Below are 24,746 nucleotides of genomic sequence, written 5' to 3' on the forward strand. Positions count from 1 at the left end.
CCCTCAACTTGCGTCCAGAAAAGCCCCAATAGGGCGCAAGCAGCCGTGTGGCTTACTTGATTTCGGAGAGCAAGCCGGGGTCGGTCACCAGATTGCGCACACCATGGGCATGGTCCTCCTTGAAGACATTGCCCTGACACCACTTGCCCACACTCGATGCATTCACCTTGATGATGTTCGGGCGCACGCTCCACGATACCTGCAAAGGCGAACCTTTCTCGTTGTAAGCAGGTCCGGTGGTCGAGCCAGCATACTGCACAGGCCGACCGGTATCCCCTGGGATATTCAGCGCCTGCTGGTAACCGTTGCGCATGCCCACCTCAACCAGCCTGCCGAAGTCTGCAGCCTTGTCATCGTTGACCAGCACCAGCACCTGTGCCTCCACTCGCAGCTGCGGGTTGGAAATGCTCTCGCTCAGGCAGGCGCCCAAGGTCGGGCCGGCCATGACCTGCGCCGTCGAATGCACATAGTGCACCTCAATGGTACTCCCGGCATTGAGTCCTCCATGCTCACTGGTGCACACATCCGTATCAAGAGGGCGGGCCTCCGCAGGAGACAGGGTGCCGCTGTACACATAGCCGGTATGAAAACCCTGACCATTCCCATTGCCAGCATAGGTCGTATACTCGCCACCTTTATGCTCCGCATTGGCATGAAAATGGATATTGCACAGATTCATGGCCTGATAGGCGGGTGCGCTTGAGAACTGCCGCGCATTGTTGCCCGCACGTGAGGCGATGTCGCGGGGGGATTGCGGACCAAACCCCTTGCCTTCGGTGGCTCGAATCAAGGCCGCATTCTGAGCCTTGATCACCTCATCGCTGACCGCTTCCATGCCCCCAGAGGCCAGTGCGCTCTGTACCGTACACAGCGGCAGCAGCAGCCATAAGAATTGCTTCGATTTCATCCTGATCTCCCTGTCCATGACGTTAGCCCCTCAAGCAGAAGGTAAAACCAGTATAGAAAGCCCGGGCAAAACCCCAAGTTGACCAGTCCAACTGGACAGTAGGAGGCTTCCTGCAGGAATGGGGAGCACTTCCGCATGGAACAAAGCCACACGGGCCGCTGCAAGTGCAGTGGCCCGTGTGGCTTTGTCAGGGTGATGACCTGATCAGATGGGCTGCGTGTTGCGCTCCAGCCAGGCCAAGGCATCCCCCTGCAGCAAGGGGCTAAGCCGACGGCGTACTTCGGCGTGGTAGCCATTGAGCCAGGCCCGTTCATCGGCACGCAGCAGGTCAAGTACGATGCAGCGGGTATCAATCGGGCACAAGGTCAGGGTTTCAAACTTGAGAAAGGTGCCGAACGCGTTGGTTTCCGCGGGAACCGCCATCGCCAGGTTCTCGATACGGATGCCCCACTGTCCCGGGCGGTAGAAAGCAGGTTCAATGGAGGTGACCATACCGATTTCCATTGCCGTGTGCGCTTCGGCAGCCATATTGCAGGAAATACCTTGCGGGCCTTCATGCACATTGAGGAAATAGCCGACACCATGGCCGGTACCGTGCGCAAAATTGCGGCCCGTAGCCCATAACGGTGCGCGGGCGATGGCATCGAGCATTGGGCCACGGATGCCTTTGGGGAATTGCGCCATGGAGAGGGCCATGGTGGCTTTCAGCACCAGGGTGTAGTCCTCTTTTTGCGCATCGCTCACCTGCCCGATCGGCACCACGCGGGTAATGTCCGTGGTCCCGTTCAGGTACTGTCCGCCCGAGTCAATCAGCAGCAAACCATTGCCTTCAATCACCGCGTGCGCATTGGCGGTGGCCCGATAATGCGGGGAGGCGCCATTGGCATTGAAACCGGCAATAGTGGAGAAGCTGGTGCCCTTGTAATGCGGTCGCCGTGCCCGGGCAGCCGTCAGATGCTCATCAATGGTCAGCTCGGTGATGCGCTGCTGGCCTTGCGCCTGTTCAAACCAGGCAAAGAACTCACACAGAGCTGCCCCATCCTGCTCCATGGCCTGTCGGATATTGGCCGCCTCAGCCTCGCTCTTTTGCGATTTGGTAAACACCGTGGGGTTGATCTGCTCGACCACCTTCACGGTAGCAGGCACCCGCTGACGCATGCCGTGGCTGATGCGGCGCGGGTCCAGCAGCAGGGTGCTGCCTGCAGGCAAGGCCGCCAGCGTATCAGGAGCAGTGTAGTAAGGGGCCACAGATACCGCATCCTGCTGCAAGCGCTGCAGCAGCGCGTCATCCAGCTTGCCCGGCTGCACAAACAAGGTCGCCCCTTCATGGCTGACCAGCGCATGCGCAACAAACACCGGATTGTGCGCCACGTCCGCACCGCGCAGGTTGAACAGCCAGGCGATGTCGTCCAGGGTCGAAATCCAGTGCCATTGCGTACCAGCTTGCTGCATGCGCTCGCGCAAGCCTGCCAGCTTTTCTGCACGGCTGCGCCCGGCAAACGGCATCTCATGCTCGTAGACCGGCGCATCCGGCAAGGCCGGACGATCTGACCAGACAGTCTGCAGCAGATCCAGGTCCGTGCGCAGGCAGACCCCCACCCGTTGCAAGGCGGCCTGCAGCCGCAGGACGCTGTCCACGCCCATCACCTCCCCATCCACCGCCAGCACAGCGCCTGGCTTCAAGGTTTCGCACAACCACTGTTCGTGGGTCGGCTGTGCCGAGGATTGCACCTTCATCAGCTCAATTCCGCTGCCCGCCAGCTCGCGCTCCGCCATGGCCCAATAGCGGTTATCGGTCCACAAGCCTGCAAAGTCCTGGGTCACGATCAAGGTTGCTGCCGAACCGGTAAAGCCGGACACCCAGACACGGCCTTGCCAGCGTTCGGGCAGGTATTCAGAAAGGTGCGGGTCAGACGTCGGGATCATGACGGCGGTCACACCCTGCTGCTGCATGGCGCTGCGCAGGTCCGCGACACGCTGGCGGGATAATTCGGGGGTCAAGGTTAACGGCATGTTGCAGGCTCCAATCGCGTTTTTGTCGTGGCCAGTCGGGCTGGCGGGTTGATTGTACCCAATCAGCCTGCCCCATTCGAGGGTAAACGCTGGCAGGCCCTGTCCACCGGACAGGTCTCACCACACAAAGCTTCGTCACAAAAGCGACAGCGCTGGTAAGACACCAGCTCGCTGGTGGTGTGGCGTTGCAGCAAGGCCGCTGCCAGCGGCTGGGCCGCCAGCAGCAAGGGTTCCAGACCCGAAAACAAGTCCGTCAACACCTGCCGCCGGATGGCCAGTAGACGGTCCGCTTCGGCCACGCCCGCCTCGGTCAGCACCAGCCCGACGAAGCGCCGGTTGGCTTGTGGAGTACGCTGCAGCAACCCTTCGCCAGACAAGCGGTCAGCAATCCGCACTGCAGCCGAATGGGTGACCCCCAGAACGGATGCCAGCCAGCCTACCGTGAACTGGTCGCAATGCCGTACCGAGAACAGGGTTGCAATCTCGGTCATCGGGCGTTCCGTCGCCTTGGCCAAGGCGGCCTCCTGCACATCGCGCAGCAGATCACCCAATGCGGCCAGCTGATTACTGGCGGCTTCGATACTGATCTCCATGTTTCAACCTCCTGCTAGATGGCCCTATTGTATCAGCTAGCCGTTTAACGTATGATTTATTCACATATGAATCAATCATACGTTAAACCTAAAGCCATGACGGCATGAAACCGCCTGGCTCACATCAGGAACGGCCCATGTCCCGCCCCATCAGCTGGCTCTATGCTGCAGTCTTGCTCAATCTGGTCTCCGGCCTGGCACAGCTTGGCCAGTACGGCATTGCCTTCCCGCTGCTGCCACTGGCCTTACAGCAACGGGGCGTAGCGCCGGCCCAGATTGGCCTGCTCTGTGCCCTACCCTGGGTGGGTATGGCCGCCGGGGTGCTGCTGGCCCCCTGGCTGATGCAGCGCATCCAGGCCTGGCGCACGGTGCTGATCGGGCTCCTGCTTGGTGCCGTAACCATCGCCAGCCTTGGCGATGCACCACTGTACGGATGGTGGTTATTGACGCCCCTGCTTGGACTGGCGCTCGGGCTACGCTGGATCGGCAATGAAAGCTGGCTGTATCGCTTGGTGCCACCACAGCGGCGCGGGGTGGTCGTCGGCTTGCATGAGACGGTGATTGCCATTGCCCTGCTGGCCGGGCCGCTGCTGATTGGCTGGCTGGGCAGCCGCAGCCTCGCCATCTGGTATCTGGCCGCAGGATTTGGCCTGCTCGCCATTCTGCCCTTGTGGCTCGCTCGCCAGCGCGAGCCAGACTGGTCTGCCGACTCGGTGACCACCACGGCCACGGTTGCTTTCTGGCGCAACCCGGCCTGCGCGCTGGGGGTGCTGGCGGGCTTGCTGGATACCGGGGCGATGAGCCTGTTTCCCAGCTTTGCGGCGCAGCAAGCAGCCTCTCCCACCCAGCAAGCCCTACTGATTGCCGTACTGGGGGGGGCGGGCCTGCTGTCGCAGCTACCGCTCGGCTGGCTGTCAGATCGCCTGGGCAGCCGCACTGCCGTGCTGGCGTGCCTGATTACCGCCATACTGGCCGCCGTGCTGACTGGCCTTGCCAGCCCGCAGCAACAGGGGCCACTCTGGCTGGCCGCTGCCTGCCTGGGCATCATGGGCAATGGCATGCTGACCCTGTCCATCGTCGTCGCTACCGAACAGCCGGGCGACGCCCGGCTGGCCATGCGCGATGTCTCGCTCGCCTTCACCTTCGGCTCGGTACTGGGACCCGCTTTACTGGGCAGCGTCATGCAGCATGCGGGAGCAGGCAGCTACTCATGGGTGCTGCTGGCGTTCGCACTCATCCCCATGCTGTGGCTACCACGCCTGCGGCCTGCGCTGCCATCCCCACAGCCATAGCCATTCAGTCCGCAGTAGCGGACTGCATGATGTTCACTGCGTCCTGGCTATACAGAAACGATCGCCAATTCAGCGCGGCCACCCGCTGGCGAAGGCGCTGCAACGGCCTTCCCCATTGACCATCCTGCGCCGACAGCCAAGCGAGATTACACAACTGGATATCATAGAAATGCCAGACGGCATGCGGGGCCTCCGCAGGCCCCAGCAAGCGGAGGGCACACCAGACCTGCTCGACAGCCACACGCACCTCTGCCACGGTCGGCGCTTCCAGATCATCCAGCGGTATGCAGCCCAAGCGGTGCAGGGCTTCACGCAGCGCGGCCCGGATCACATCATGCTGCGGATGGTAGGCCCACAGGCTGCACGACTGCAGCCGTTGCACCGTTTCTTCACACACGGCGGTATTGCGGGCCCAATCCTTTTGCTCGTGGGTGACCCAACGCTGCCGGTCCAGCAGGTGCGCCCAAAGAACGGGATTGACGTTTGCACTCTCTTCCAGCAATGCTCGCGCCTGCTGCAGCAGCTGCCAGGCGTGCGGCAGGCGCGACGCATCCTGTATGCACTGATCAAACTGATGCATGTACTGGTCAAACGCAGCTTGGTCGAAATCGCCTTGCGCCTGCCCTTGCGCCGGGTTGAAACTGCCATACTCCACCACCATGCCAGAGCGGGCCCGCAGCCCCTCCGCGCGCACCGGATCGCCCTGCTGATGCCAGGCATAGCCCAACAGATAGCAGGCATGGCGACGCTGGGCTTCTTCCGCCGTCAACGGTGCACTTTCGGTATCGTCTGCCGTCAGTACGGCCCCCTGTGCCAGCCATGCGTCCGGGCACAAGCGGGCCAAAGACAGAATGGCCGCAGCTGCTTGAGGTGGCTGTTGCATCAGCAGCCCCTGCCCCTGCAACAGCAGCAGCGCATCTTCCTCCGCAGTCGTTGGGAGATGTGCCAGCAACTGTGCCGCGACCTCTGCCAATACGGGCGCTGGCACCAGGTGTTGCTGTGTCAGGTCACGCTGCAAGGCCAGCAAGCACACACCCACGGTGCGATGCGCAAAGGGAACGTCTTGCAACAAGCGGGGATAGCGCTGAATGAAGCTTTCACACATCGCCAGAGTAATCAGGGCGGTCGGAATAGCCTTTAAATGCACGGGTTCGCTGGCAAAGCAGGCTTCAGCAATCGCCGGGGTGAAGTGACTTGCCGGGATGTCATAAGGGTGCAGTTGCTTTGCGGCATGGCCATCCAGCCGGATGTGGCGCAGCACCGTGGCCTCATCCCAGAATACCAGCCAGCATTGCTCGACAAAGTGGCACTGATCAGCCTGACAGGCTTCCAGCCGATGTGGCGCAACCAGCGCGTCCCAGTCTTCATCTTGGCCGTACAGGGACACCGCATAGGCATAGGTCTCCGCATCGACCAGATAGCCGGGCAACTGCTGTAACAGCCCTTTATTCAAGCGCAGTGCCTGCTGTCGATGCACGAGGGTGAGGCAGGATGCCGGGATGGTGTTCCGGATCTGCCAGCAGGTGCTGTGTGCCAGCGCCAAAATCCACATAGCTTCAGTTTGCAAAGCAGGGGGTACGAACTGGATCTGCCCGCCACTGCGGCGCACAGCTAGCTCGCACAGCGCCTGACTGCGCAGCACCTCTGGTACCGCCTCCAGACTACCACCCCGTTCGACAGCATACTGACATAGCGCAGCGCTGCGCCACGCCAAGGGTACCTGATCCAGCCGGGCACCTTTGTCGATCGCCAGCTGGCACACTTCGGCATCCAGCAGGGCCTCGGGTACGCTGCTCAGCGGAAAACGGGACTGCGGCAGGATGTGCGCTTGCCGGTACAGGTCCAGGCCATGCAGTGCAGGGGGAATGCCCTGCAGGCATTGAGCATCCACACGAACCAGCGCCAGCGCCAGCTCAGGGGTAAACGCATCGGCCGGGAAGGCCGACAACAATCCGGCAATCTGCTCCGGCTGCTGCTGAAGCAGCGCCTGTAACAAGGACTGGGTGCGCAGTTCAGCCGGGACATTGGACATCTCGGACGGCACAGTCTTCAGCAAGTCCAGCCACCATGCCTGGTCCTGCCTGGGCTTCAAACTGTCCAGATCGAGGTCATCCCAGTCCACGCGTACCGGGGGCAGGCCCCAAAATGCGGTATTCCCATGCGTGGCAAAATCAGCCTTGAGCCGGGTATCGCGTGCAGCGGCCTGGTCCTGCCATAGCGTCGCCTCATCCTGCAGCCCTTGCAGCCAGGCCACCTTCCCGCGCAGCCAGAGCGCAGGGCCATAGTGTTTGTCCTGCTGCAACACCCCGTCCAGATCCTGCAGCGCCTCATCCAGCCGCCCCACCATCAGCAAGGCCTCAGCTCGCGCCCGCAGCAACTTGTAATGCCGGTTATGCGGCATATGTTGTGCCAGAATCTCCAGCGCATGCTCCGGCTGATCCAGCCAGCACGCCCATACAGCCGCAGAAAAAGCCGCTTCATTTAGCAGATTGGGCTGCGCTTTGGGGTAGAGTGCCGCCGCCCGCTCCATGCAAGACAAGCCTTGGGCGTATGCCCCCGCGTTGGCATAGCAATTGCCCATGTGGTAGAGGGCCGGGAAGCTACCGGGGGCGGCCTGACTGGTCGCCCGGTAATAGCACCAGGCCAGTCTCCAGTCTTGCATCTGTACAGCTTGACCAGCCTGCTCATCGGGGCGCAGGCTTGCCAGGGTGACACCATCGCGCAGGATGCTTTCCCCCCGGGCCAGTGCAGCACCAATCCTGTCCAGATCCCACAGCGCACGGTCATCCCAGTCTTTGGCTACCTGACTCTGCAACTCGTCGCGCAAGACAAAGCACGCCTCATGCCAGGGAATAACGGTGCCCGGTAAATCGCTGCTGTGGCTGTAATCCCAGTCTGCCAGCAGGAATACCAGCGTATCCTCGGTCAGCGTCAGCTCATCCACACCGTAAAACCAGCTGAAGAGATATGGGGTCGCCAGCCTGACAACAGGTTCATTGCACATCCGGGTATCGTCTTCTGCATACAGGTAAGCGAACTGCCGCGCATGCATCGTCCCCAGGCACTGAATGCCATCGTACAGGTGCAAGACATCGCCATGCACGTCCCCGGTTACCCAATAATGAAAGTGGGTGTCATCCTCCAGATGCAGGTCGCCATCTACCAGCAGGTAGCGGCGCCCCCAGTAGGCATGATCCAGCGCCCGGTCCCAGCGCTCATCCAGGCAATGGTTCCCCTTGAGATAGATCACCTCCACCGACTCGAGGTCTTCTGCATCCCAATCATCCGTATCAAATTCAAACTGCGGGAACCGCTGTAAGGCTTCGGCTACCGACCACACCTCATACTCTGACGGCACACCGCTGATCATCTCGCTCAACACTTGGCTCCACACGGGTGCAGCCTGGCCGCACCCACTTTATGACAAAAACGTAAAGCGCCGTAGCATAGCGCAAAATCGGCTTGCCATACTTGAGCAAATCAGCGGATAGCCCGGAAAGTTTCTTCCGCCCTCCCTTCCAGCCCTTCATTCAGCAGCGGTATAGGCCCGCATCATGTCCAGCGCTTCATCCGTGTACAGGTAGTCCTCCCAGTCAAACTCGGCGACCCGCTTCATTGCCTGCCGCAACGTGGCTTGCCACTTCGGATCCCGCTCTGCCAGCCAATCGAGATTCCATAGCTGGGCGTCGTAGAAGTGGTAAGTATCCGCCTTGTCTTCAGTCGGGCCGACCAGCTTGAGCGCTTGCCAGATACGCTCGACCGCCTCGATGACCTGTGCCTCGGTGGGGTCCTCCACGTCTTCCAGCGTGGCGCTCCCCAACCGGTGCAATGCCGCCCGCAGTGCAGCCCTGATCACATTATGCTCGGGCAGATAGGCCCACAGGGATACTGCGCCCAAACGCGCCACCGCCTCCTCACACACCGCCGTGTTGGTCTCCCAATCCTCCAGCTCATAACTGATCCAGCGCTGGCGGTCCAGCACATAGGCCCACAGGGTGGGGTTCGGGTTGCCGCTCTCTTCCAGCAGGCGGCGCGCCTGCAGAATGGCTTGCCAGGCGAGCGGTCGTTGGGACTCGTGCTCCGCCAGCTGGTCGTATTCGTGCATGCAGCGGTCAAAGGCGCGCTTGTCAAAATCCCCTTGTGCCTGTCCCTGTCGCGGGTCAAAGGATGAATACGGGCCGGATAGCCCCGAGCGCTGCCGCAAGGTTTCTGCCTGAGCCGTGTCGCCACGCAGATGCCAGGCATAGCCCAGCAAGTAGCAAGCATGGCTACGCAGGGCTTCTGCTTGCGCTTCGTCCTCGTCCAGCTCCTGCTCTGGGTCTAGCGGGGGCTGCTTAAGCCATTTGCCTGAGCACAGATCGGACAGCACTTTGACGGCCGCCTTGGGGTCGGCCGGAGCCATCAGCAAGCCGCGGCCATACTGCAGCGCAACTGTGTCGCGCTCGACATTGCGCGGGACACGTTTATACAGCCGTGCCATGACTTCAGCAAATACCGGTACCGGCACCAGATCAAGCTGTTCAAACTCATCGCGCAGCGCAACTTCGCAGATGTCCGCAGTGCGCATGGCAAACGGCACATCCTTGAGCTCATCCGCATAGCGACTGATGAAGGACTGGCACATTTTCTCGGTGATGAACCGCGCCGGGATCGAGCCCATATGAATGGGTTCGGCGCGGAAGCAAGCTTCCGCAATAGCCTCGCTGAAATGGCTTTCCGGAATCTCGTAGGCCGACAGTCGATACCCTTGACCATTGCGGATTTTCTTCAGCATGCTGGCTTCGTCCCAGAATACCAGCCAGCACTTTTCATCAAAATCGTCGTAATCATCCATGCAGGCTTCCGGCCGATGCTGGGCTACGATGTCTGCCCAGTCCGCATCCTGACCGTACAGCGACTCCGCAACGGCATAGGTCGCCGCATCAAAGCGACTCCCCGGCAGTTCATGTAGAAAGCTCTTGTTGAGCTTGAGCGCTGCCTGCAACATCGCGGGCGTGGTATAGCGCGAGGGAATCTTGTTTTTGATACGCCAGGTATCGCTGTGTGCAACCGCCAACACCCACATAGCCTCGGCTTGCAACGCCGCGGGGACATGCTCGATCTGCCAGCCACCCCGCCTCACAATTGCCAGGCGACAGATGGCTTCCGTACGGAACGCCTCTGGCACATCCTCCAGCGTGGCATTGTGCTCGACGGCCAGCAGGCATACCGCCTCACTCAGCAACGATGCCGGTACACTTTTCAAAGGAAAGCCGCTGTTTTCATGCATCCTGGCGTGCTGGTACAAGGTCAGGCTGTGCAAGGCTGGGGGAATGTGCACCAAACAATCACCATTCTGTTGCACCAGCTGTAGTGCCAGATCTGCGGTAAAGGCTTCCGCCGGGAAAAAGGACACCAGATAGGCCATGTCATCCGCTTGCTGTTCCAGCAGCGCCTGCAGGAAGGCAGTGGTCCGCATGGATTCTGGCACACGGAATGCTTCATCGCGCGCCCCTTTCAGCAGGGCCAACCACCAGGCCTCATCCTGCACCGGCTTGACATCGTCCAGCACCAGCGATTCCCAATCCACCGTGGTCTTGTTTTCGCGCAGGAACGCTGCACAGTGATGCGTTTCATAGCTGGCGGCATATACTTTATGCTGCGCCATCGCGCGCTGCTGCCATGCCTGCGCCTCGTCCCGCTTGCCCTGTTTCCAGGCCACCAGTCCGCGCAGCCACAAGGCCGTGCCGTAGTTTTCATCCTTCTCCAGCACAGCATCCAGGTCACGCTGGGCATCCTCCAGATAGCCGGTCATCAGAAAGACTTCTGCCCGGGCCCGACGCATTTTGTAGTGCTGGTTATGCAGAATATACAGGTCCAGCATATCCCCCGCCCGCTCCACTTGCCCCAGCCAGCAGGCGGTAATGATGGCCTCAAAGGCGGCCTCATTCAGCAAGTAGGTCTGTACTGCGGGGTACAGAGCTGCCGCACGCTCCAGATAGGGGAAGGCCTGCTCATCGGCCCCCACATCCTCCATGCGGCGCCCCATGTTGTAGGCCGCTGGGTAATAGCCGGGGGCTTGTCGGGCGGCTTCACGATAGTACAGCCAGGCGAGCCGGGAATCATCCATCCGCTCTGCATCCGCCGCCTGCTTGCAAGTCTGGATGCCCGCCACCGTGACCCCCTCGCGCAGGATGGACTCGCCACGCATCAATGCATCACGGATGTTGGTCAGTGGCCATAAGGCGGTGTCGTGCCAGTCTTCCTGCACCCGATACTGTAAGTCATCCCGCAGCACAAACCGCGCGTCATGCCACGGAATCACCGTACCCGGCAAATCGCTGTCGTGGCTGTAATCCCAGTCTGCCAGCAAAAACACCAGCGTGTCCTTGGGCAACGTGATATCGCTGACGCTGTAAAACCAGCTAAACAGGTACGGGGTGTTCAGCGTGATGCTCGGCCCGTCCCTGGTTACTTCATCATCTTCTGCATACAGGTACGCGTAATGCCTGACATGCACCGTACCCATGCACTGGAGGGTTCCATCCATGCTGAGTACATCGGCGTGGATGTCCCCTGTCACCCACGGTGAGAAGTTCGAGCCTCCATTCATCCGCAGATTACCTTCCACCAGCAGGAAGCGCCGCCCCCACCAGGAGAAGTCCAGCGCCTCGTCCCAGCTACCTTCCAGGGTGTAGTCCCCCTTCAGATACACGACTTCCAGTGCGTCAAGATCATCGTCGTCCCAGTCTTCCGTATCAAACTCAAACTGAGGGAAGCGCGTCAGCGCTTCTTGCAGCGACAGGACGTCATACTGATCTGCGGTGGGGATGCCTGCGGGGCTTGCGGTCACGGGAATGCTCCAGAAGAAAATGGCAAGTGGCCCTGCCATGACATGGAAATATCTGGCGCAGCTTACGGTAATCCACACCCCTTTGCTTAACGCTACCTAAATTCTGTCGCGGAATCTTTCTTCCGGCATCACGACGCCCTAATCCGGTGCAAGATTGCCAGGTGCCGTTTCCAGCAGAAAATCCACCAGCACCCTGACACGCTGTGGCATATGGCGGCGCATGGGGTACAGCAATGAGAAAGGTCGTGAGCGCCCGGCGTACGCATCCAGCACTTCGACCAGCCGACCCTGCGCCAAATCCTCCTCAACGATGAAGCGATAGGTCTGTACGAGTCCGGCTCCATGCCGGGCCAGGGTAATGCCTCCCAAAGGGTCCTCACTGCACCAGCTGCTTCCCTGGGTGAGGACATCCAGGTCTTTCCCATACTGGCGCAACATCCAGGCGACTGGCTGACCCGTGCTGGGCAGGACAAACTGGATGCAGTCATGTTCACCAAGCTGCTCCAGCGTCAGCGGCGTACCTTTGCGCTGCAGATAGGCTGGTGAGCCGACAATGACCAGTGGTGCATCTTCAAGTTTGCGTACCACCAGCCCGGAATCGGGTTGCATGCGCGCACGAATCCCCAAGTCATAGCCTTCGGCGACAAAGTCGATATTGCGGTTACTCAGATGCATGTCCACATGCACGTCCGGATACCGGGCATGGAAGGCCGCGATACGCGGCAGTACCCGGTAGTGTGCGTAGGGCGTCGCCATACTGATACGCACTGTGCCACTCGGGCTTTGCTGACGCCCGGTGATTTCACGCTCCGCCTCGCCCAGTTGATTCAACACCTGGCGACATTGCATCCAGTAGCTGCGACCGGCGTCCGTGAGTCGAATCTTGCGTGTTGTGCGCACAAACAGCGGCACCCCCAACCTCGCTTCCAGCCTGGCAATGGCTTTGCTGACAGCAGCAGGGTTCAGGCCTGCTGCATGTGCTGCGGCAGTGAAGCTCTCCTGTTCTGCGGCGAGGCAGAACAGCTCAAGGCTGGCCAAGGATACTTCATCAAAAGCTCGGCTCATTTAATCCCACAAGGAACAAATAAATTGAATTATAGCTAGTTTATGAGTTTATTCAGCACAAATACTATGCCCCTGCGCTTTGCAAATCAGTGCAATCTCAACAGGAGAGCAATCATGAGTACTGCATCACAACACACCGTCATCATCACAGGGGCTTCCAGCGGCATGGGGCTGGCCCTGGCCCGTGCCTTTCTGGCGCGCGGCAGCAATGTCGTGGGCAATGCCCGGACCACAGAACGGCTACAGCAGGCCTGGCTCGCGCTGGGGTCACCAGACAACTTTCTGGGGGTGGCTGGTGACATTGCGCTGCCGGAAACCGCGCAGCAACTGTTCGCACAAGCCACAGCCCGGTTTGGTGCGGTGGATGTGCTGGTCAACAACGCCGGGATTTTTAACCCCAAGCCGATCACGCAGTACAGCAGTGATGAAATTGATGCCCTGATCAATACCAATTTGCGTGGTTTTGTCTACCCTGCGCAGCAGGCCGCCAAACACATGAGCGAGCGCAAGCGCGGCAGCATCATCAACATCACCGCCAGTCTGGCCATGCAACCCAATGTCAATGTGCCGGCCAGTGTGCCGTTGCTGATCAAAGGTGGCTTGAACCATGCCACCAAAGCGCTGGCGATTGAGCTGGCCGCACACAATGTGCAGGTCAATGCGGTCGCCCCCGGCATCATTGACACCCCGTTACATACCCCCGAGACGCATGAATTCCTCAAGACCATGCAACCGGCGGGCCACATTGGGCATGTGGACGACATTGTGGCAGCCGTGCTGTATCTGGCGGATGCCCGCTTCGTAACGGGTGTCGTGCTGCCGGTGGACGGTGGCATGAGTGCCGGCAAGTGGTAAGGGGGAGCGAGACATGACATCCCATCACGCCATCCTGCATCTGCTGCAGACCTACTTTGAGGGCTTGTTTACCGGCGACGTCTCACGACTGCGCGAGGTATTCCACCCCCAGGCCATGCTGTTCGGCGAGGTCAAAGGTACGCCATACCTGCGCAAGCTGGACGAATACCTGGACGCCGTTGGCAAGCGTCAGTCACCACAAAGCCTGGGCGAGCCCTTTGCCATGGCCGTGCTGGCCATCGATGTACAAGGCCCGGTCGCCATGGCTCGTGTGAGCTGCCCGATGCTGGGTTTCCGCTATATCGATTTCCTGAGCCTGACGCAACAGAACGGCCACTGGCAAATTGCCAGCAAGACCTTCACCCATGTTGCCCTTCCAGCCGAAACGGAGTCCTGAAATGCCCTACATCCTGATCCAGGTCACCCGCGAGGGTGTCAGTCTCGAGCAAAAGCAACAACTGATTCAGGGTGCCACCGATCTGGTGGTACAGGTCCTGAACAAAGATCCGCAAACCACCTTCGTGGTCATCGACGAGGTGGATACCGACAACTGGGGTGTGGCAGGCCAGAGCGTGACTCAGCTACGTCTGGCGCAACAGCTGAACACCCCACCGCAAAAGTGAGAGACAACATGACAACCCTTTCTATCGCGACTCGTTTCCGCCGCGGCTTCATGGTGGCAGTCCTGTTGCTGTCTGGCACAGTGGCCCAGGCCGATGAACACTGTACTGCCCCCGGCTGCGCTGGCGAACCTTACCCTCATATGCCGGATATTGCGCCCATTGGCTCGCGCATTGGCAAATACATGGACATTCCGGAATCGGCCAAGGGCCCAGCCGTGGACCCGGCCAAGGGCTACCGCATACAGGATTTGGGCAAAGGCCTGTACATGGTGACGGACAACATCTACCAGGCCATGTTCATGGTGCATGAACAAGGTGTCATCCTGGTGGATGCCCCACCGTCACTGGCCGCCCATATCCCCAAAGCCATTGCCGAAGTCACCCGGAAACCTGTCACCCACCTGGTCTACAGCCATGCCCACATTGACCATATCGGGGCAGCCCAGGCTTTGGCAGGCAAGGCCACGATCGTTGCGCATGAAGAGACGCTCCGCTTGCTGCAGCAAGCGGCTGACCCCAAGCGCCCCTTGCCGAACATCACCTTCAAGGATCGCTACACGCTGAAAGTGGGGGGACAGCGGCTGGAATTGTCGTATCACGGCAATGCCCACGAGCCCGGCAATATTTTCATCCATGCCCCTGAACAGCGCACCCTGATGGTGGTGGATGTCGTGTTCCCCGGCTGGATGCCCTGGCGGCGGCTGGCCCTGGCGCAAGACGTGCCGGGCTACTTCGCCCAAGTCAAGCTGATTGAGTCCTTGGACTTTGACGTGCTGGTCTCCGGCCATGTCGCTCGCACAGGTACCAAGGCGGATGTCACCCTGCAACGGGAATTCATCGAAGACCTCAAGGCAGCCGCTGGCCAAGCCTTGGGTAGTACCGCACTGGGCGTAGGCCTGAATCCGGCCGATGGCAGCAACCCCTGGGCCGTGTTTGACAATTACATCGACCGGGTCGCGCTGCAATGTGTCAACACCCTCACGCCGAAGTGGGGCAAGCGTCTGGCGGCCTTTGATGTGTACATCTGGGATCAGTGCTACACCATGGAGCAGAGTTTGCGCCTGGATTGATTCAACCCAACCGGCCCCGTACCCATCCGGTGCGGGGCTGCAGAAAGGAAACTCGATAATGAGCACGACACAACTGATTTATGTGGGTGACCCCATGTGCTCCTGGTGCTATGGCTTTGGCAACGAGTTGTCCAAGGTGCAAGCCGCGTTGCCGGATCTGCCGCTGCGGATCGTGGTCGGGGGCGTGCGGGCAGGCTCCACAGAAGTACTGGACGACGCTGGAAAGCGCTTTCGACTTGCCCACTGGGCGCGGGTGGAAGCCCTGTCTGGCCTCCCGTTCAACCGCGAAGCCTTCACAGCACATCAAGGTCTGGTGTATGACACCGAACCGGTATGCCGTGCGGTGGTGGTAGCCCGCTTGCTGGCGCCAGAGGTCTCTCAACTGACCGTTTTCCGGGCCCTGCAGACCGCCTTCTACGCGGACGGCCGGGACACCACGCAAGTGGAGGTATTGGTTCAGGTACTGGCAAGTGTGTTCAGCGATGCAGGAAAAGCCCTGCCCCCGGACACCATCGCCGACTGCATGCGGTCGCAGCAGGCGCTGACACTGACCCAGCAGGACTTCATCCAGGCTCGACAATGGGGCATCAACAGCTTCCCCCAGTTGTTGCTGCAGCAAGGCGACGACCTCCGCTCGCTGGCGCCCGGCTACACCAAGGCCGAAGACATCCTGCAAGCCTTGCGTACCGAAATGGTATAGCCGTCGGGACATGGCCCTGCAGCGCCGGGTCATGCCCTGGTTCAAACGGGTGATACAATGCACGCCTATGATGGTACTTACCTGTAGCAGCACACCGGCCTGTAGGCCTGTTCATACCAGCCAGGCCATGGCAGCATGACTGTTTCGTCTTCACTACGCCAGCAGGCCCTGCATGCCTTACAACTGTGCGCACCAGATGAGAAAGCCCGGTGGGTACTGGGCTGGTCGCTGTCCATGCCGGTCGACCCGGCGGAAATCCTGAGCCCCACCCTCCCCTTGCCGGGGAGGCCCGAGCATCCGCGGCTGGTGCCGCCTGCGCAAGTCAAGACCCGCTCCATGACGACCGTCGAAGGTCGGGCGGCTTTGATTCATGCGCTGGCGCACATCGAGTTCAATGCCATCAATCTGGCGCTGGACATTGTGTGGCGTTTTGCCGGCATGCCGGAAGCGTTCTACCGGGACTGGTTGCGGGTCGCCCAGGAAGAGGCGCAGCACTTCCAGCTCCTGGAAGGTCATCTGCACACACTGGGTGCGCATTATGGCGATTACCCGGCCCACAATGGCTTGTGGGAAATGGCAGAGAAGACGCAAGATGACCTGCTGGCGCGGCTGGCGCTGGTGCCCCGCACGCTGGAGGCACGCGGACTGGATGTCTCCCCGGCCATCCGCGACAAGTTGCTGCAGGCGGGCGATCAGGCTGCAGCGGCCATTCTGGACATCATTCTGCGCGATGAAATTGGTCACGTGGCGATTGGCAATCACTGGTACAAGGCCCTCTGCCAGCAGCGAGGGCTGGACCCGGTGGCGGCCTATGCCGAGCTGGCCCAGCGTTATCAGGCCCCCCGACAGCGCGCGCCGTTCAACCTCGAAGCCCGCCGGGCGGCGGGCTTCGATGAGGCCGAGCTGGCTGCCTTGCAGCAGCCCTGAACGATCAGGCCGGGATGGCTTGCCCCAGCCCGGCTTCTACCGGCTGGCGCAACGCCGTCCACCCTTGCGGAATGGCTGACAGCAGCTGGCGGGTGTAGGGGTGCTCGGGGCGGGCGTAAATCACGTCCGAATCCGCCTGCTCCACCAGCACGCCTTTCTGCATCACCATCACCTGATCCGAGATGTGTTTGACCACCGAGAGGTCATGCGAGATGAACAGATAGGACAGCCCGTACTCCTCTTGCAATTCCTGCAGCAGATTCAGCACCTGGGCCTGTACGGATACATCCAGTGCCGAGACCGACTCATCGCAAATCAGGATCTCCGGCTTCATGGTCAGGCAACGGGCAATGGCGATACGCTGCCGCTGTCCACCGGAGAACTCGTGCGGGTAGCGGCCCAGTGCTGCACGCGGCAGCCCTACCCTCACCAGCAAATCACCCGCCAGCTGCATGCGCTCATTGTCGTTGCGGCCAATACCGTGCAGCTGCATCGGTTCCACCAGAATCTGCGCCACGTTGAAGCGCGGGTTGAGCGAAGCGTACGGATTCTGGAAGATAATCTGGATGCGGCGCTTGTAGGCATGGAAAACCTTGGGCGACAGCGCCAGAATGTCCTCACCGCCCAGCAGCACCTTGCCCGCCGTAGCCTGGTGCAGACGCATCAGCATCAACCCCACCGTGGTCTTGCCAGAGCCCGATTCACCTACGATGCCCAGCGTGCGACCCTTGGCCAGCTTGAAGGAGACATTGCTGACCGCGTGGCATGCCCGTTTGCCAAACAAGCCTTCACGCAGATAGAAGGTTTTGCTCAACCCTTGCGCTTCCAGCAGGATGGTGTCATCCGCCTGATAGCCACGGCTCACCTGCGGTGGTTCCACATACGGATGATCCCCGAGGAAGTCCTCCACCACTGCCAGCCGTTGTGGCCGCGAAGTGAGGGATGGACGACACTGCAGCAGCGCCTTGGTGTAGGGGTCGGCCGGGTGCTCAAAAATCTGCTGCACGCTGCCACGCTCGCGAATCTCGCCGTGCCGCATCACGGCCACTTCGTCGGCAAACTCACCAACCAGGCCCAGATCGTGGGTAATGAACAGCACCGCCATATTGTGCTTGCGCTGCAGCTCGGCCAACAGTTGCAGAATCTGCTTCTGTACCGTCACGTCCAGCGCGGTAGTCGGCTCATCGGCAATCAGCAACCGGGGCTCGCAGCCAATCGCCATGGCGATCATCACCCGTTGCTGTTGGCCACCCGACAGCTCATGCGGGTAACAACGCAGCTTCAGCTCCGGCTCGGGAATGCCGACTTCCTGCAGCAGTTCCAGCGCCCGGGCACGAGCCGCCCTCCGGCCGAGCTTCGCATGCAGCATCACCGCTTCCATGATTTGCTCACCGACGGTAAACACCGGGTTGAGCGAGCTCATCGGCTCCTGAAAGATCATGGCAATGTCACTGCCACGCAGCTGCTGCAGGATGGGGCGGGAGGCTTTCAGCAAGTCCTGGTCTTCAAACAGGATCTGGCTGTCTTCCGCGATCAGGGTCTGATCGGGTGGCAGCAAGCGCATGATGGCCATCGAAGTGACCGACTTGCCGGAGCCAGATTCACCCACCAACGCCAGTACCTTGCCGGGGTGGATGTCGAGGTTGATGCCTTTCAGCGCAGTAGTCAGCTGCCCGGCCTCGCCCCGAAACTGAACCTTCAGATTGCGGATGGAAATCAAGGGGGAATTCATGGTCGGCCTCATTTCTGCTTCGGGTCCAGCGCATCGCGCATGCTGTCGGTCAGCAAGCTGAAGGCGGTCACAAACAGTGACATCACCACCGTCACCGTCAGAATCTGCCACCAGTAGCCCTGAATCAGCTCAGCAGGCGCTTCTGCCAGCATGGAACCCCAGCTGACCTGATTGACCCCGACGCCAAAGCCCAGGAAGGACAGTACCGCTTCATACTTGATCAGGCCCACGGTCAGGATGGAGAACTGCACCAGCAACACATGGCTCATGTTCGGCAGGATGTGCCGCACCATGCGCCGCAGGTGCCCGGCCCCCAGAGCATCTGCCGCCCGTACGTACTCGCGGCCCTTGTGCTTCATGAATTCGGCACGGGCCAGACGGAATGGCGAAGTCCAGCTGGTGAGCGCCATCACCATGATCACGGTACTGATACCACGGCCGCTGACCGCCGCAAACGCCAACAGCAGCAGCATGTCCGGAATGGAGGTAAACACGTTGTAGAACCAGTTGAGCACGTCGTCGAGCCAGCCCCCAAAGTAGCCCGACACCCCGCCCATCACCGCACCAATCAGCACCGCCAGCAGTGCACCGCTCACCCCCACCAGCAGTGATACGGTCGAACCACTCAGCACCTTGCGACCGACATCACGCCCGCGCAGATCGCCGCCGAAGGGCAAGGTATCCTGCTGAACGATCACAGGCTCCGTGTTACGGTATTTGGCAGCATCCTTCTCCAGTGAGGCCATGTCCGCTGCCAGCGGGTCCTCTGCTGCGCTCAGGCCTACCGTACCGCTGGCTTCTTTTTGCGCGGCGGCAATGTCTGCCGCAGTCAACAGCTTGGCCTGAGGCCCAGCATCCTTGAACAAGGTGGGCGGCGCGTAGGGCTTGCCCACCTCCTCCCGCCAGTCCCCACCAATCAGTCGCAGGCCACTGAGCGCAGCAACCAGCAGATAGGCACCGATGATAAACAGACATACCATGCCCACGCGGTCGCGCTTGAAACGCCGCCAGCTCAGGCGCCAGGGGCTGGGCGAGGTTTGCAGTGCAGGCTGCTCGGTGCTTGCCATTGTGCTTGTACTTGTCATCTCCGGGCTCCTTACCGCAACTCGACCCGGGGGTCGATCCATTTGTAGACGATATCGGCCAGCAGGTTGAACACCATGGTGGCGATGGCCACATAGATGGTCACTGCCTTGATCATGGGGAAATCACTCTTGTCGACAGCCACCACCACCTCGCGCCCCATGCCGGGGATGCTGAAGAAGGTCTCCAGCAACAAAGCGCCGATGATCAGATAGGGCAAGGACATCATGATCGAGGTCACGATCGGGATCAGGGCATTACGCATCACATGCTTCATCACCACCACCCGTTCGGACAAGCCCTTGGCGCGTGCGGTGCGCACATAGTCCTGCCCCATTTCTTCCAGAAAACCACTGCGATAGAAGCGAACATTGGGTGCGAGGCTGACCATCAGCCCCAGCAGCATCGGCAGGGGGATGTAGACCAGCATGTTCTCCCACCAGCCGTTGCCCCAGCCCTGAATGGGAAACCAGTGAAATTTGTAGCCCAGCCAGTACTGGCCGACGATAATGTAGACCAGCACACTGATCGACATGGCACTGGTACAAATGATGGTAACCAGCCGATCAGTCAGCCCGCCCCGCCAGTATGCGGTCAGCGCAGCCAGCGCGATGGAGATCAGGGTATCCAGCACCAGCATGCTGCCACTGAGCATGACCGACGGGCCAATCCGGTTGGCCAGCACCTCATTGATCGGCATCTGTGTTGTCCACGAGTGGCCGAAATCCAGCGTCAACACCTGCTTGACGAATAACCAGAACTGTTCCAGCAAGGATTTATCCAGCCCGAGCTGGCTACGGATGCTGGCCAGCAGCTCATCACTCAGCCCCTTTCCCGCCAGGATGTAGGAGGGGTCGCCACCCACCACATTGAACAGAATAAACACCAGCAGCATCACCCCGAACAGGGTGGGCACCATCTGCCAGAGACGGCGCAATACATATGCAAGCATGAAACGTTTCCCGTCGTAAAATCCGTCCACCCGCTTGGGGTGGACGGGGGTTAAACCCATTGACGTTCAGCAGGTTTACTGTACGTCGAGGTAACGCCAGGGCGCATTCAGCAGCGCATGCGGCTTGAAGCCCTTGACGTTAGGCTGGGTTACGGTGTTGGTGATGCGGGTGTCGGTAAAGATCCACGGCTGCTGTGCGACCACGATCTTGTTCATCTCGTCGTACAGCTTGTTGCGCTCCGGACCATCCGGCAGCTTGAGGCTGGCCTCAAACAGGCGGTCATACTCCGGGTCCTTGAAGCGCGCCCCATTGCTGTCCCCGCTATTCTTGCCGTAGAGCAGCTGCATGAAGTTTTCGCCATCCGGGTAATCGGCAAACCAGGAACTGCCCCACATCTGCAGCTTGCCTTCACGCGATGCCTTCAGCAGTTCATTCCACTTGCCGTGCTGATAACCCAGCTTGATCTTCAGTGCGTCAAACTCTTTCTGCCAGTATTCATTCCACTGCTTGTCGATGGCACCCGTGCCACTGCCCATGGTGATGACCAGTGGCTGGCCATTGGGCTGCGTGCGGAAACCATCAGCACCTACCTTGTAGCCAAACCGGTCCAGCAAGGCATTGGCAGCCGCCAGATCATATTTCACGCCCGCACGGAAATCCGGGTTATGACCTGCCACGCCTTCTGGCACGATATAGTTGGCCGGAACAGCTTGGCCTCGGCGGATGGTGGCGATGGTTTCCAGATTGGGGAAGCCCATGGCAATGGCGCGGCGCAAGGCTATCTTTTCCTTGCTGCTGCCCCCCACTTGCGGATCATCCATATTGAAGAAGTAGTAGTTGGTTTCCATCTTCTTCAGGCGATGCAGGCGGATGCCCTGCTTGGCATACTTGTCGCTCAGTGTCGCTTCGGTCGGGTTCTGCGGATTGATGTTCAGCACTTCGCTCATCACCGCCTGCTGCACGCCCACATAGTCCAGCTGCTTGTTGGCGAAGGAAAGCCACAGCGGCTGCTCTTCTTCGATCACCGACATCTCGATCCGGCCTACGATAGGCAGTGTCTTGCCCTTGAGCGCCTTGACGATCTCAGCATCCACCGCGTCCTTGCCGGGCTGGCTATTGAATACCACCTTGCGGTAGCTCGGGCTGGCCTCCAGCACGATCTTGTTGCCCGGCTTCCATTCCTTCAGTACATATGGCCCGGTGCCGACCGGATGCGCATTGGTATTGCTCTTATAAGCCTCAATCACCTCTCGCGCCACCGCACCAAACACTGGCATGGCCAGGATCTGCATCATGTTGTGGTTGGTGTTTTTCAAAGTCAGCCGCAGGGTGTACTTGTCGATCGCCTTGATTCCTTCTACCGGCGTATCGTAGTTCAGCGGCCCCTTGCCGGCGGCCTTCACCACCTCATCCATGCCAACCAGGCGACCATCCAGCAAGAAGCTGTAAGGCGAATTGATGGTCGGATCAAGGAAACGCTTGAACGAGTACACATAGTCTTCGGCCACCAGTTCACGCTTCTTGCCGCCGAAGGCCGGATCATCCGAGAAATAGGTACCCGGCTTGATCTTGAAGGTGTACACCTTGCCATCGGCCGAGATGGTCGGCAGCGCATCTACCGTATTCGGAATCAGCTTGGCGGGTTTGGCCAGATAGTCATAGCTGACCAGTGGATCCAGCACATTTTCCAGAATCATCTGCGAATACAGGTCGTCCACCTTGGCCGGGTCAAACCCGGTTTCCGGATAACGAACGGCAGTCCGCAACACTTTGCTCATGTCTGCAGCCTGGGCGGTCTGCATCATGACCATCGCGGCCATACTGGCCAGGAAGAGGGTTGATTTACGCATGTCTGTCCTCGAGTGTTTGATTGTTTTACAAGCAACAGGCCATGCAACCGAACGACCTGCGCTCGTCATGCCTTCTGCCGGAAGAGCTCCCCCTCTTCCAGCGCGGCATGCCGATTGTATACCGCATACAATCGGCAAACAATCAAGCCGTCATAAACGGCTTGTGCGACAACCGGGGCGCACCCCGGTCACATTCACTTCTGGATATCGACGTAGCGCCAGGCGGCAGCCGCCAGGATTGGATGGGTCTTGTAACCCTTGACGTAGCTGTGGGTCACATGGCTACGGATGCGCACATCCCCGAAAATCCAGGGCTGCTGCGCGACCACGATCTTGTTCATCTGGTCGAACAAGGCATTGCGTTGCGGGCCATCGGCCAGCTTGCGGCTGGCTTCATACAGGCGGTCATACTCCGCATTCTTGAAGTTGGCGGAATTGGCATCGCCGCTGTTCTTGCCGTACAGCAGCTGCATGAAGTTGTCACCATCCGGGTAATCTGCCGCCCACGACATGCCCCACATCTGCAGCTTGCCTTCATGCGAGGCTTTGTTCAGCTCGTTCCACTTGCCATACTGGAAATTCAGTTTGAGTTTCAGGCCGTCGAAGGTCTTCTGCCAGTACTCGTTCCATTGCTTGTCAATGGCGGCGGTCCCCGAGCCTTGGGTAATCACCAGTGGCTGACCATTCGGCCGGGTACGGTAGCCATCGGCACCTACCTTGAAGCCGAAACGATCCAGCAAGGCATTGGCCGCAGCAACATCATACTTGGGCGCACCACGGAAGTTCGGGTTATGACCGGCTACGCCTGGCGGAATGATGTAGTTCACCGGCATGGCCTGACCGCGGCGAATACTGGCAATGGTTTCCATGGTCGGGAAGGACATGGCAATGGCCCGGCGCAAGGCGACATTCTCCTTGCTGGCGCCACCGACTACCGGATCATCCATGTTGAAATAGAAGAAAATGGTTTCCAGCTGCGGATTCCGTTGCAGTTGGACACCCTGCTTGACCCATTCATCGGCCAGATGGGCCTCGGTTGGTTTTTTCGGGTCCATCACCAGCACCTTGCTCATCACGGCTTGCGACACCAGTGCCTGATCCAGCTGCTTGCTGGCAAAGGACAGCCACAGCGGCTGCTCTTCTTCCATCACATAGTATTCAATCCGGCCGACGAGCGGCAGGGTCTTGCCTTTCAGCGCCTTGACGATGGCGGCGTCCACCGGGTCCTTGCCAGCCACGCTGTCAAACACCACCTTGCGGAAGCTGGGGCTGGCTTCCAGCACCATCTTGTTACCCGGCTTCCACTCCTTCAGCACAAAGGGGCCGGTACCGACCGGGTGGGCATTGGTGTTGTCCTTATAAGTCTCGATCGCCTCACGTGCCACAGCACCAAAGCATGGCATGGCCAGGATGTAGAGGAAATTGCGGTTGGTTTCGTCCAGCGTGATTTCCAGGGTGTACTTGTCGACCACCTTGAGGCCTTCAACCGCCGTATCGTAATTCAGCTTGCCCTTGCCTGCGGCTTTGGCCAGCTCAGCCAGGCCTTTGACATGATCCTGCACCAGGAAGCCCCAGGGCGAATTGATGGTCGGGTCAACGTGGCGCTTGATCGAGTAGGCAAAGTCCGCCGCAGTCAGCTCACGCTTCTTGCCCCCAAACGCCGGATCATCCGAGAAGAAAATACCCGGCTTGATCTTGAAGGTGTACACCGTGCCATCCGCAGAAATGGTGGGCATGCCGTCGGTGACATTCGGCACCAGCTTGGACGGACGGGCCAGATAGTCATAGGTCACCAGCGTATCAAACACATTCTCCAGCACCCGGCTTGAAGCCTCGTCCGACACCTTGGCCGGGTCAAACCCGCTCTCGGTATAGTTGACGACGGTGCGGTATACCTTGCTCATGTCGGCAGCGTGCAGCCCTTGCAAGGCCATGGCCACCAATGAGCCCAGGAGAATGTGTTTTGTCTTCATGTTTGCGTCCTCTGATTATGGTCGAATTGTCAATCCGGTGTGTTACCCACCGTGGGAAGGGATTATGCACGTTTCATGGGGAAAGGCGAGTACCCCTAGCCCTTTGTTCAGAGCACAGTTTGATGGGATGCTTGACGTTATAGAACGATTGTTCTATTATAGTATCACTAACCCGACAGGAGCATCATCATGTTGACTGCCCGCCCCCATGTTGACCGTAGCACTCACACCGGCGACCGTGCCGTGTTTGTCGCCACCCTGCTGATTGGCTTCATGCT

Annotated in this window: 18 protein-coding genes; 7 read left to right on the forward strand and 11 right to left on the reverse strand. The window is 59.9% G+C overall.

All coding sequences use genetic code 11. The annotated features are described in order from the left end of the window. Positions 1-52: 52 nt before the first annotated feature. The 3 genes from HF682_RS10565 to HF682_RS10575 all read right to left on the reverse strand — a co-directional run bounded on the left by HF682_RS10565 (position 53) and on the right by HF682_RS10575 (position 3,513). Positions 53-907, reverse strand: a complete 855-nt coding sequence (locus tag HF682_RS10565) for a delta-class carbonic anhydrase (RefSeq protein ID WP_168877257.1) — start codon at positions 905-907, stop codon at positions 53-55. A gap of 204 nt (positions 908-1,111) precedes the next feature. Next, positions 1,112-2,920: an aminopeptidase P family protein gene (locus HF682_RS10570; RefSeq protein WP_168877258.1), complete on the reverse strand. Its 1,809-nt coding sequence runs from the start codon at positions 2,918-2,920 to the stop codon at positions 1,112-1,114. Between the two features lie 62 nt (positions 2,921-2,982). Continuing rightward, on the reverse strand, positions 2,983-3,513 hold the full coding sequence (locus tag HF682_RS10575) for a MarR family winged helix-turn-helix transcriptional regulator (RefSeq protein WP_168877259.1): 531 nt from the start codon (positions 3,511-3,513) through the stop codon (positions 2,983-2,985). 137 nt (positions 3,514-3,650) lie between these two features. Between HF682_RS10575 and HF682_RS10580 the strand changes: the two genes are divergently transcribed. Continuing rightward, positions 3,651-4,805 carry an MFS transporter gene (locus HF682_RS10580; protein WP_168877260.1) on the forward strand — a complete coding sequence of 385 codons (1,155 nt, stop codon included), beginning with the start codon at positions 3,651-3,653 and terminating at the stop codon, positions 4,803-4,805. Between the two features lie 4 nt (positions 4,806-4,809). On the opposite strand, the gene HF682_RS10585 is transcribed toward HF682_RS10580, so the two are convergent. The 3 genes from HF682_RS10585 to HF682_RS10595 all read right to left on the reverse strand — a co-directional run bounded on the left by HF682_RS10585 (position 4,810) and on the right by HF682_RS10595 (position 12,702). Continuing rightward, complete coding sequence (locus HF682_RS10585) at positions 4,810-8,184, reverse strand: tetratricopeptide repeat protein (protein ID WP_168877261.1); 3,375 nt, start codon at positions 8,182-8,184, stop codon at positions 4,810-4,812. A 147-nt stretch (positions 8,185-8,331) separates the two neighbouring features. Next, the gene (locus HF682_RS10590; RefSeq protein WP_168877262.1) at positions 8,332-11,637 is read right to left on the reverse strand and encodes a tetratricopeptide repeat protein; all 3,306 of its coding nucleotides are present in this window, start codon (positions 11,635-11,637) and stop codon (positions 8,332-8,334) included. A 138-nt stretch (positions 11,638-11,775) separates the two neighbouring features. Next, positions 11,776-12,702, reverse strand: a complete 927-nt coding sequence (locus HF682_RS10595) for a LysR family transcriptional regulator (RefSeq protein ID WP_168877263.1) — start codon at positions 12,700-12,702, stop codon at positions 11,776-11,778. Positions 12,703-12,816: 114 nt separating this feature from the next. Here HF682_RS10595 and HF682_RS10600 point away from each other — a divergent pair, with 114 nt between their 5' ends. From HF682_RS10600 to HF682_RS10625, 6 genes are all read left to right on the forward strand, one after another. Then, complete coding sequence (locus HF682_RS10600; protein WP_168877264.1) at positions 12,817-13,557, forward strand: SDR family NAD(P)-dependent oxidoreductase; 741 nt, start codon at positions 12,817-12,819, stop codon at positions 13,555-13,557. Between the two features lie 13 nt (positions 13,558-13,570). After that, positions 13,571-13,954 (forward strand): nuclear transport factor 2 family protein, encoded by a 384-nt coding sequence (locus HF682_RS10605; RefSeq protein WP_168877265.1) that lies wholly within the window; start codon positions 13,571-13,573, stop codon positions 13,952-13,954. Position 13,955: 1 nt separating this feature from the next. Next, entirely contained in the window at positions 13,956-14,180 is a 225-nt protein-coding gene (locus HF682_RS10610; RefSeq protein ID WP_168877266.1) for a tautomerase family protein, read from the forward strand. An 8-nt stretch (positions 14,181-14,188) separates the two neighbouring features. Next, positions 14,189-15,250 (forward strand): MBL fold metallo-hydrolase, encoded by a 1,062-nt coding sequence (locus HF682_RS10615; protein ID WP_205882024.1) that lies wholly within the window; start codon positions 14,189-14,191, stop codon positions 15,248-15,250. A gap of 58 nt (positions 15,251-15,308) precedes the next feature. Beyond that, a complete protein-coding gene (locus HF682_RS10620) occupies positions 15,309-15,950 on the forward strand; it encodes a DsbA family protein (RefSeq protein WP_168877267.1) in 642 nt (213 codons plus the stop codon). Between the two features lie 135 nt (positions 15,951-16,085). Further along, complete coding sequence (locus HF682_RS10625) at positions 16,086-16,877, forward strand: ferritin-like domain-containing protein (protein WP_168877268.1); 792 nt, start codon at positions 16,086-16,088, stop codon at positions 16,875-16,877. Positions 16,878-16,881: 4 nt separating this feature from the next. Here the strand turns inward: HF682_RS10625 and HF682_RS10630 are convergent, their stop codons facing one another. The 5 genes from HF682_RS10630 to HF682_RS10650 form a co-directional block, all read right to left on the reverse strand. Then, positions 16,882-18,609 (reverse strand): ABC transporter ATP-binding protein, encoded by a 1,728-nt coding sequence (locus HF682_RS10630; RefSeq protein ID WP_205882025.1) that lies wholly within the window; start codon positions 18,607-18,609, stop codon positions 16,882-16,884. An 8-nt stretch (positions 18,610-18,617) separates the two neighbouring features. Continuing rightward, entirely contained in the window at positions 18,618-19,694 is a 1,077-nt protein-coding gene (locus tag HF682_RS10635; protein WP_168877270.1) for an ABC transporter permease, read from the reverse strand. Positions 19,695-19,705: 11 nt separating this feature from the next. Beyond that, positions 19,706-20,644 carry an ABC transporter permease gene (locus HF682_RS10640; protein WP_168877271.1) on the reverse strand — a complete coding sequence of 313 codons (939 nt, stop codon included), beginning with the start codon at positions 20,642-20,644 and terminating at the stop codon, positions 19,706-19,708. A gap of 75 nt (positions 20,645-20,719) precedes the next feature. Further along, the gene (locus HF682_RS10645) at positions 20,720-22,495 is read right to left on the reverse strand and encodes an ABC transporter substrate-binding protein (protein ID WP_168877272.1); all 1,776 of its coding nucleotides are present in this window, start codon (positions 22,493-22,495) and stop codon (positions 20,720-20,722) included. A 194-nt stretch (positions 22,496-22,689) separates the two neighbouring features. Beyond that, on the reverse strand, positions 22,690-24,468 hold the full coding sequence (locus tag HF682_RS10650; protein WP_168877273.1) for an ABC transporter substrate-binding protein: 1,779 nt from the start codon (positions 24,466-24,468) through the stop codon (positions 22,690-22,692). Positions 24,469-24,746 lie beyond the last annotated feature (278 nt).

The organism is Leeia aquatica, assembly GCF_012641365.1.
GTDB lineage: Bacteria > Pseudomonadota > Gammaproteobacteria > Burkholderiales > Leeiaceae > Leeia > Leeia aquatica.

Coding starts and splice junctions, on each gene's coding strand:
- HF682_RS10565 (WP_168877257.1), bottom strand. CDS start 907: ATGAAATCGAAGCAATTCTTATGGCTGCTGCTGCCGCTGTGTACGGTA.
- HF682_RS10570 (WP_168877258.1), bottom strand. CDS start 2,920: ATGCCGTTAACCTTGACCCCCGAATTATCCCGCCAGCGTGTCGCGGAC.
- HF682_RS10575 (WP_168877259.1), bottom strand. CDS start 3,513: ATGGAGATCAGTATCGAAGCCGCCAGTAATCAGCTGGCCGCATTGGGT.
- HF682_RS10580 (WP_168877260.1), top strand. CDS start 3,651: ATGTCCCGCCCCATCAGCTGGCTCTATGCTGCAGTCTTGCTCAATCTG.
- HF682_RS10595 (WP_168877263.1), bottom strand. CDS start 12,702: ATGAGCCGAGCTTTTGATGAAGTATCCTTGGCCAGCCTTGAGCTGTTC.
- HF682_RS10600 (WP_168877264.1), top strand. CDS start 12,817: ATGAGTACTGCATCACAACACACCGTCATCATCACAGGGGCTTCCAGC.
- HF682_RS10605 (WP_168877265.1), top strand. CDS start 13,571: ATGACATCCCATCACGCCATCCTGCATCTGCTGCAGACCTACTTTGAG.
- HF682_RS10610 (WP_168877266.1), top strand. CDS start 13,956: ATGCCCTACATCCTGATCCAGGTCACCCGCGAGGGTGTCAGTCTCGAG.
- HF682_RS10615 (WP_205882024.1), top strand. CDS start 14,189: ATGACAACCCTTTCTATCGCGACTCGTTTCCGCCGCGGCTTCATGGTG.
- HF682_RS10620 (WP_168877267.1), top strand. CDS start 15,309: ATGAGCACGACACAACTGATTTATGTGGGTGACCCCATGTGCTCCTGG.
- HF682_RS10625 (WP_168877268.1), top strand. CDS start 16,086: ATGACTGTTTCGTCTTCACTACGCCAGCAGGCCCTGCATGCCTTACAA.
- HF682_RS10630 (WP_205882025.1), bottom strand. CDS start 18,609: ATGAATTCCCCCTTGATTTCCATCCGCAATCTGAAGGTTCAGTTTCGG.
- HF682_RS10635 (WP_168877270.1), bottom strand. CDS start 19,694: ATGACAAGTACAAGCACAATGGCAAGCACCGAGCAGCCTGCACTGCAA.
- HF682_RS10640 (WP_168877271.1), bottom strand. CDS start 20,644: ATGCTTGCATATGTATTGCGCCGTCTCTGGCAGATGGTGCCCACCCTG.
- HF682_RS10645 (WP_168877272.1), bottom strand. CDS start 22,495: ATGCGTAAATCAACCCTCTTCCTGGCCAGTATGGCCGCGATGGTCATG.
- HF682_RS10650 (WP_168877273.1), bottom strand. CDS start 24,468: ATGAAGACAAAACACATTCTCCTGGGCTCATTGGTGGCCATGGCCTTG.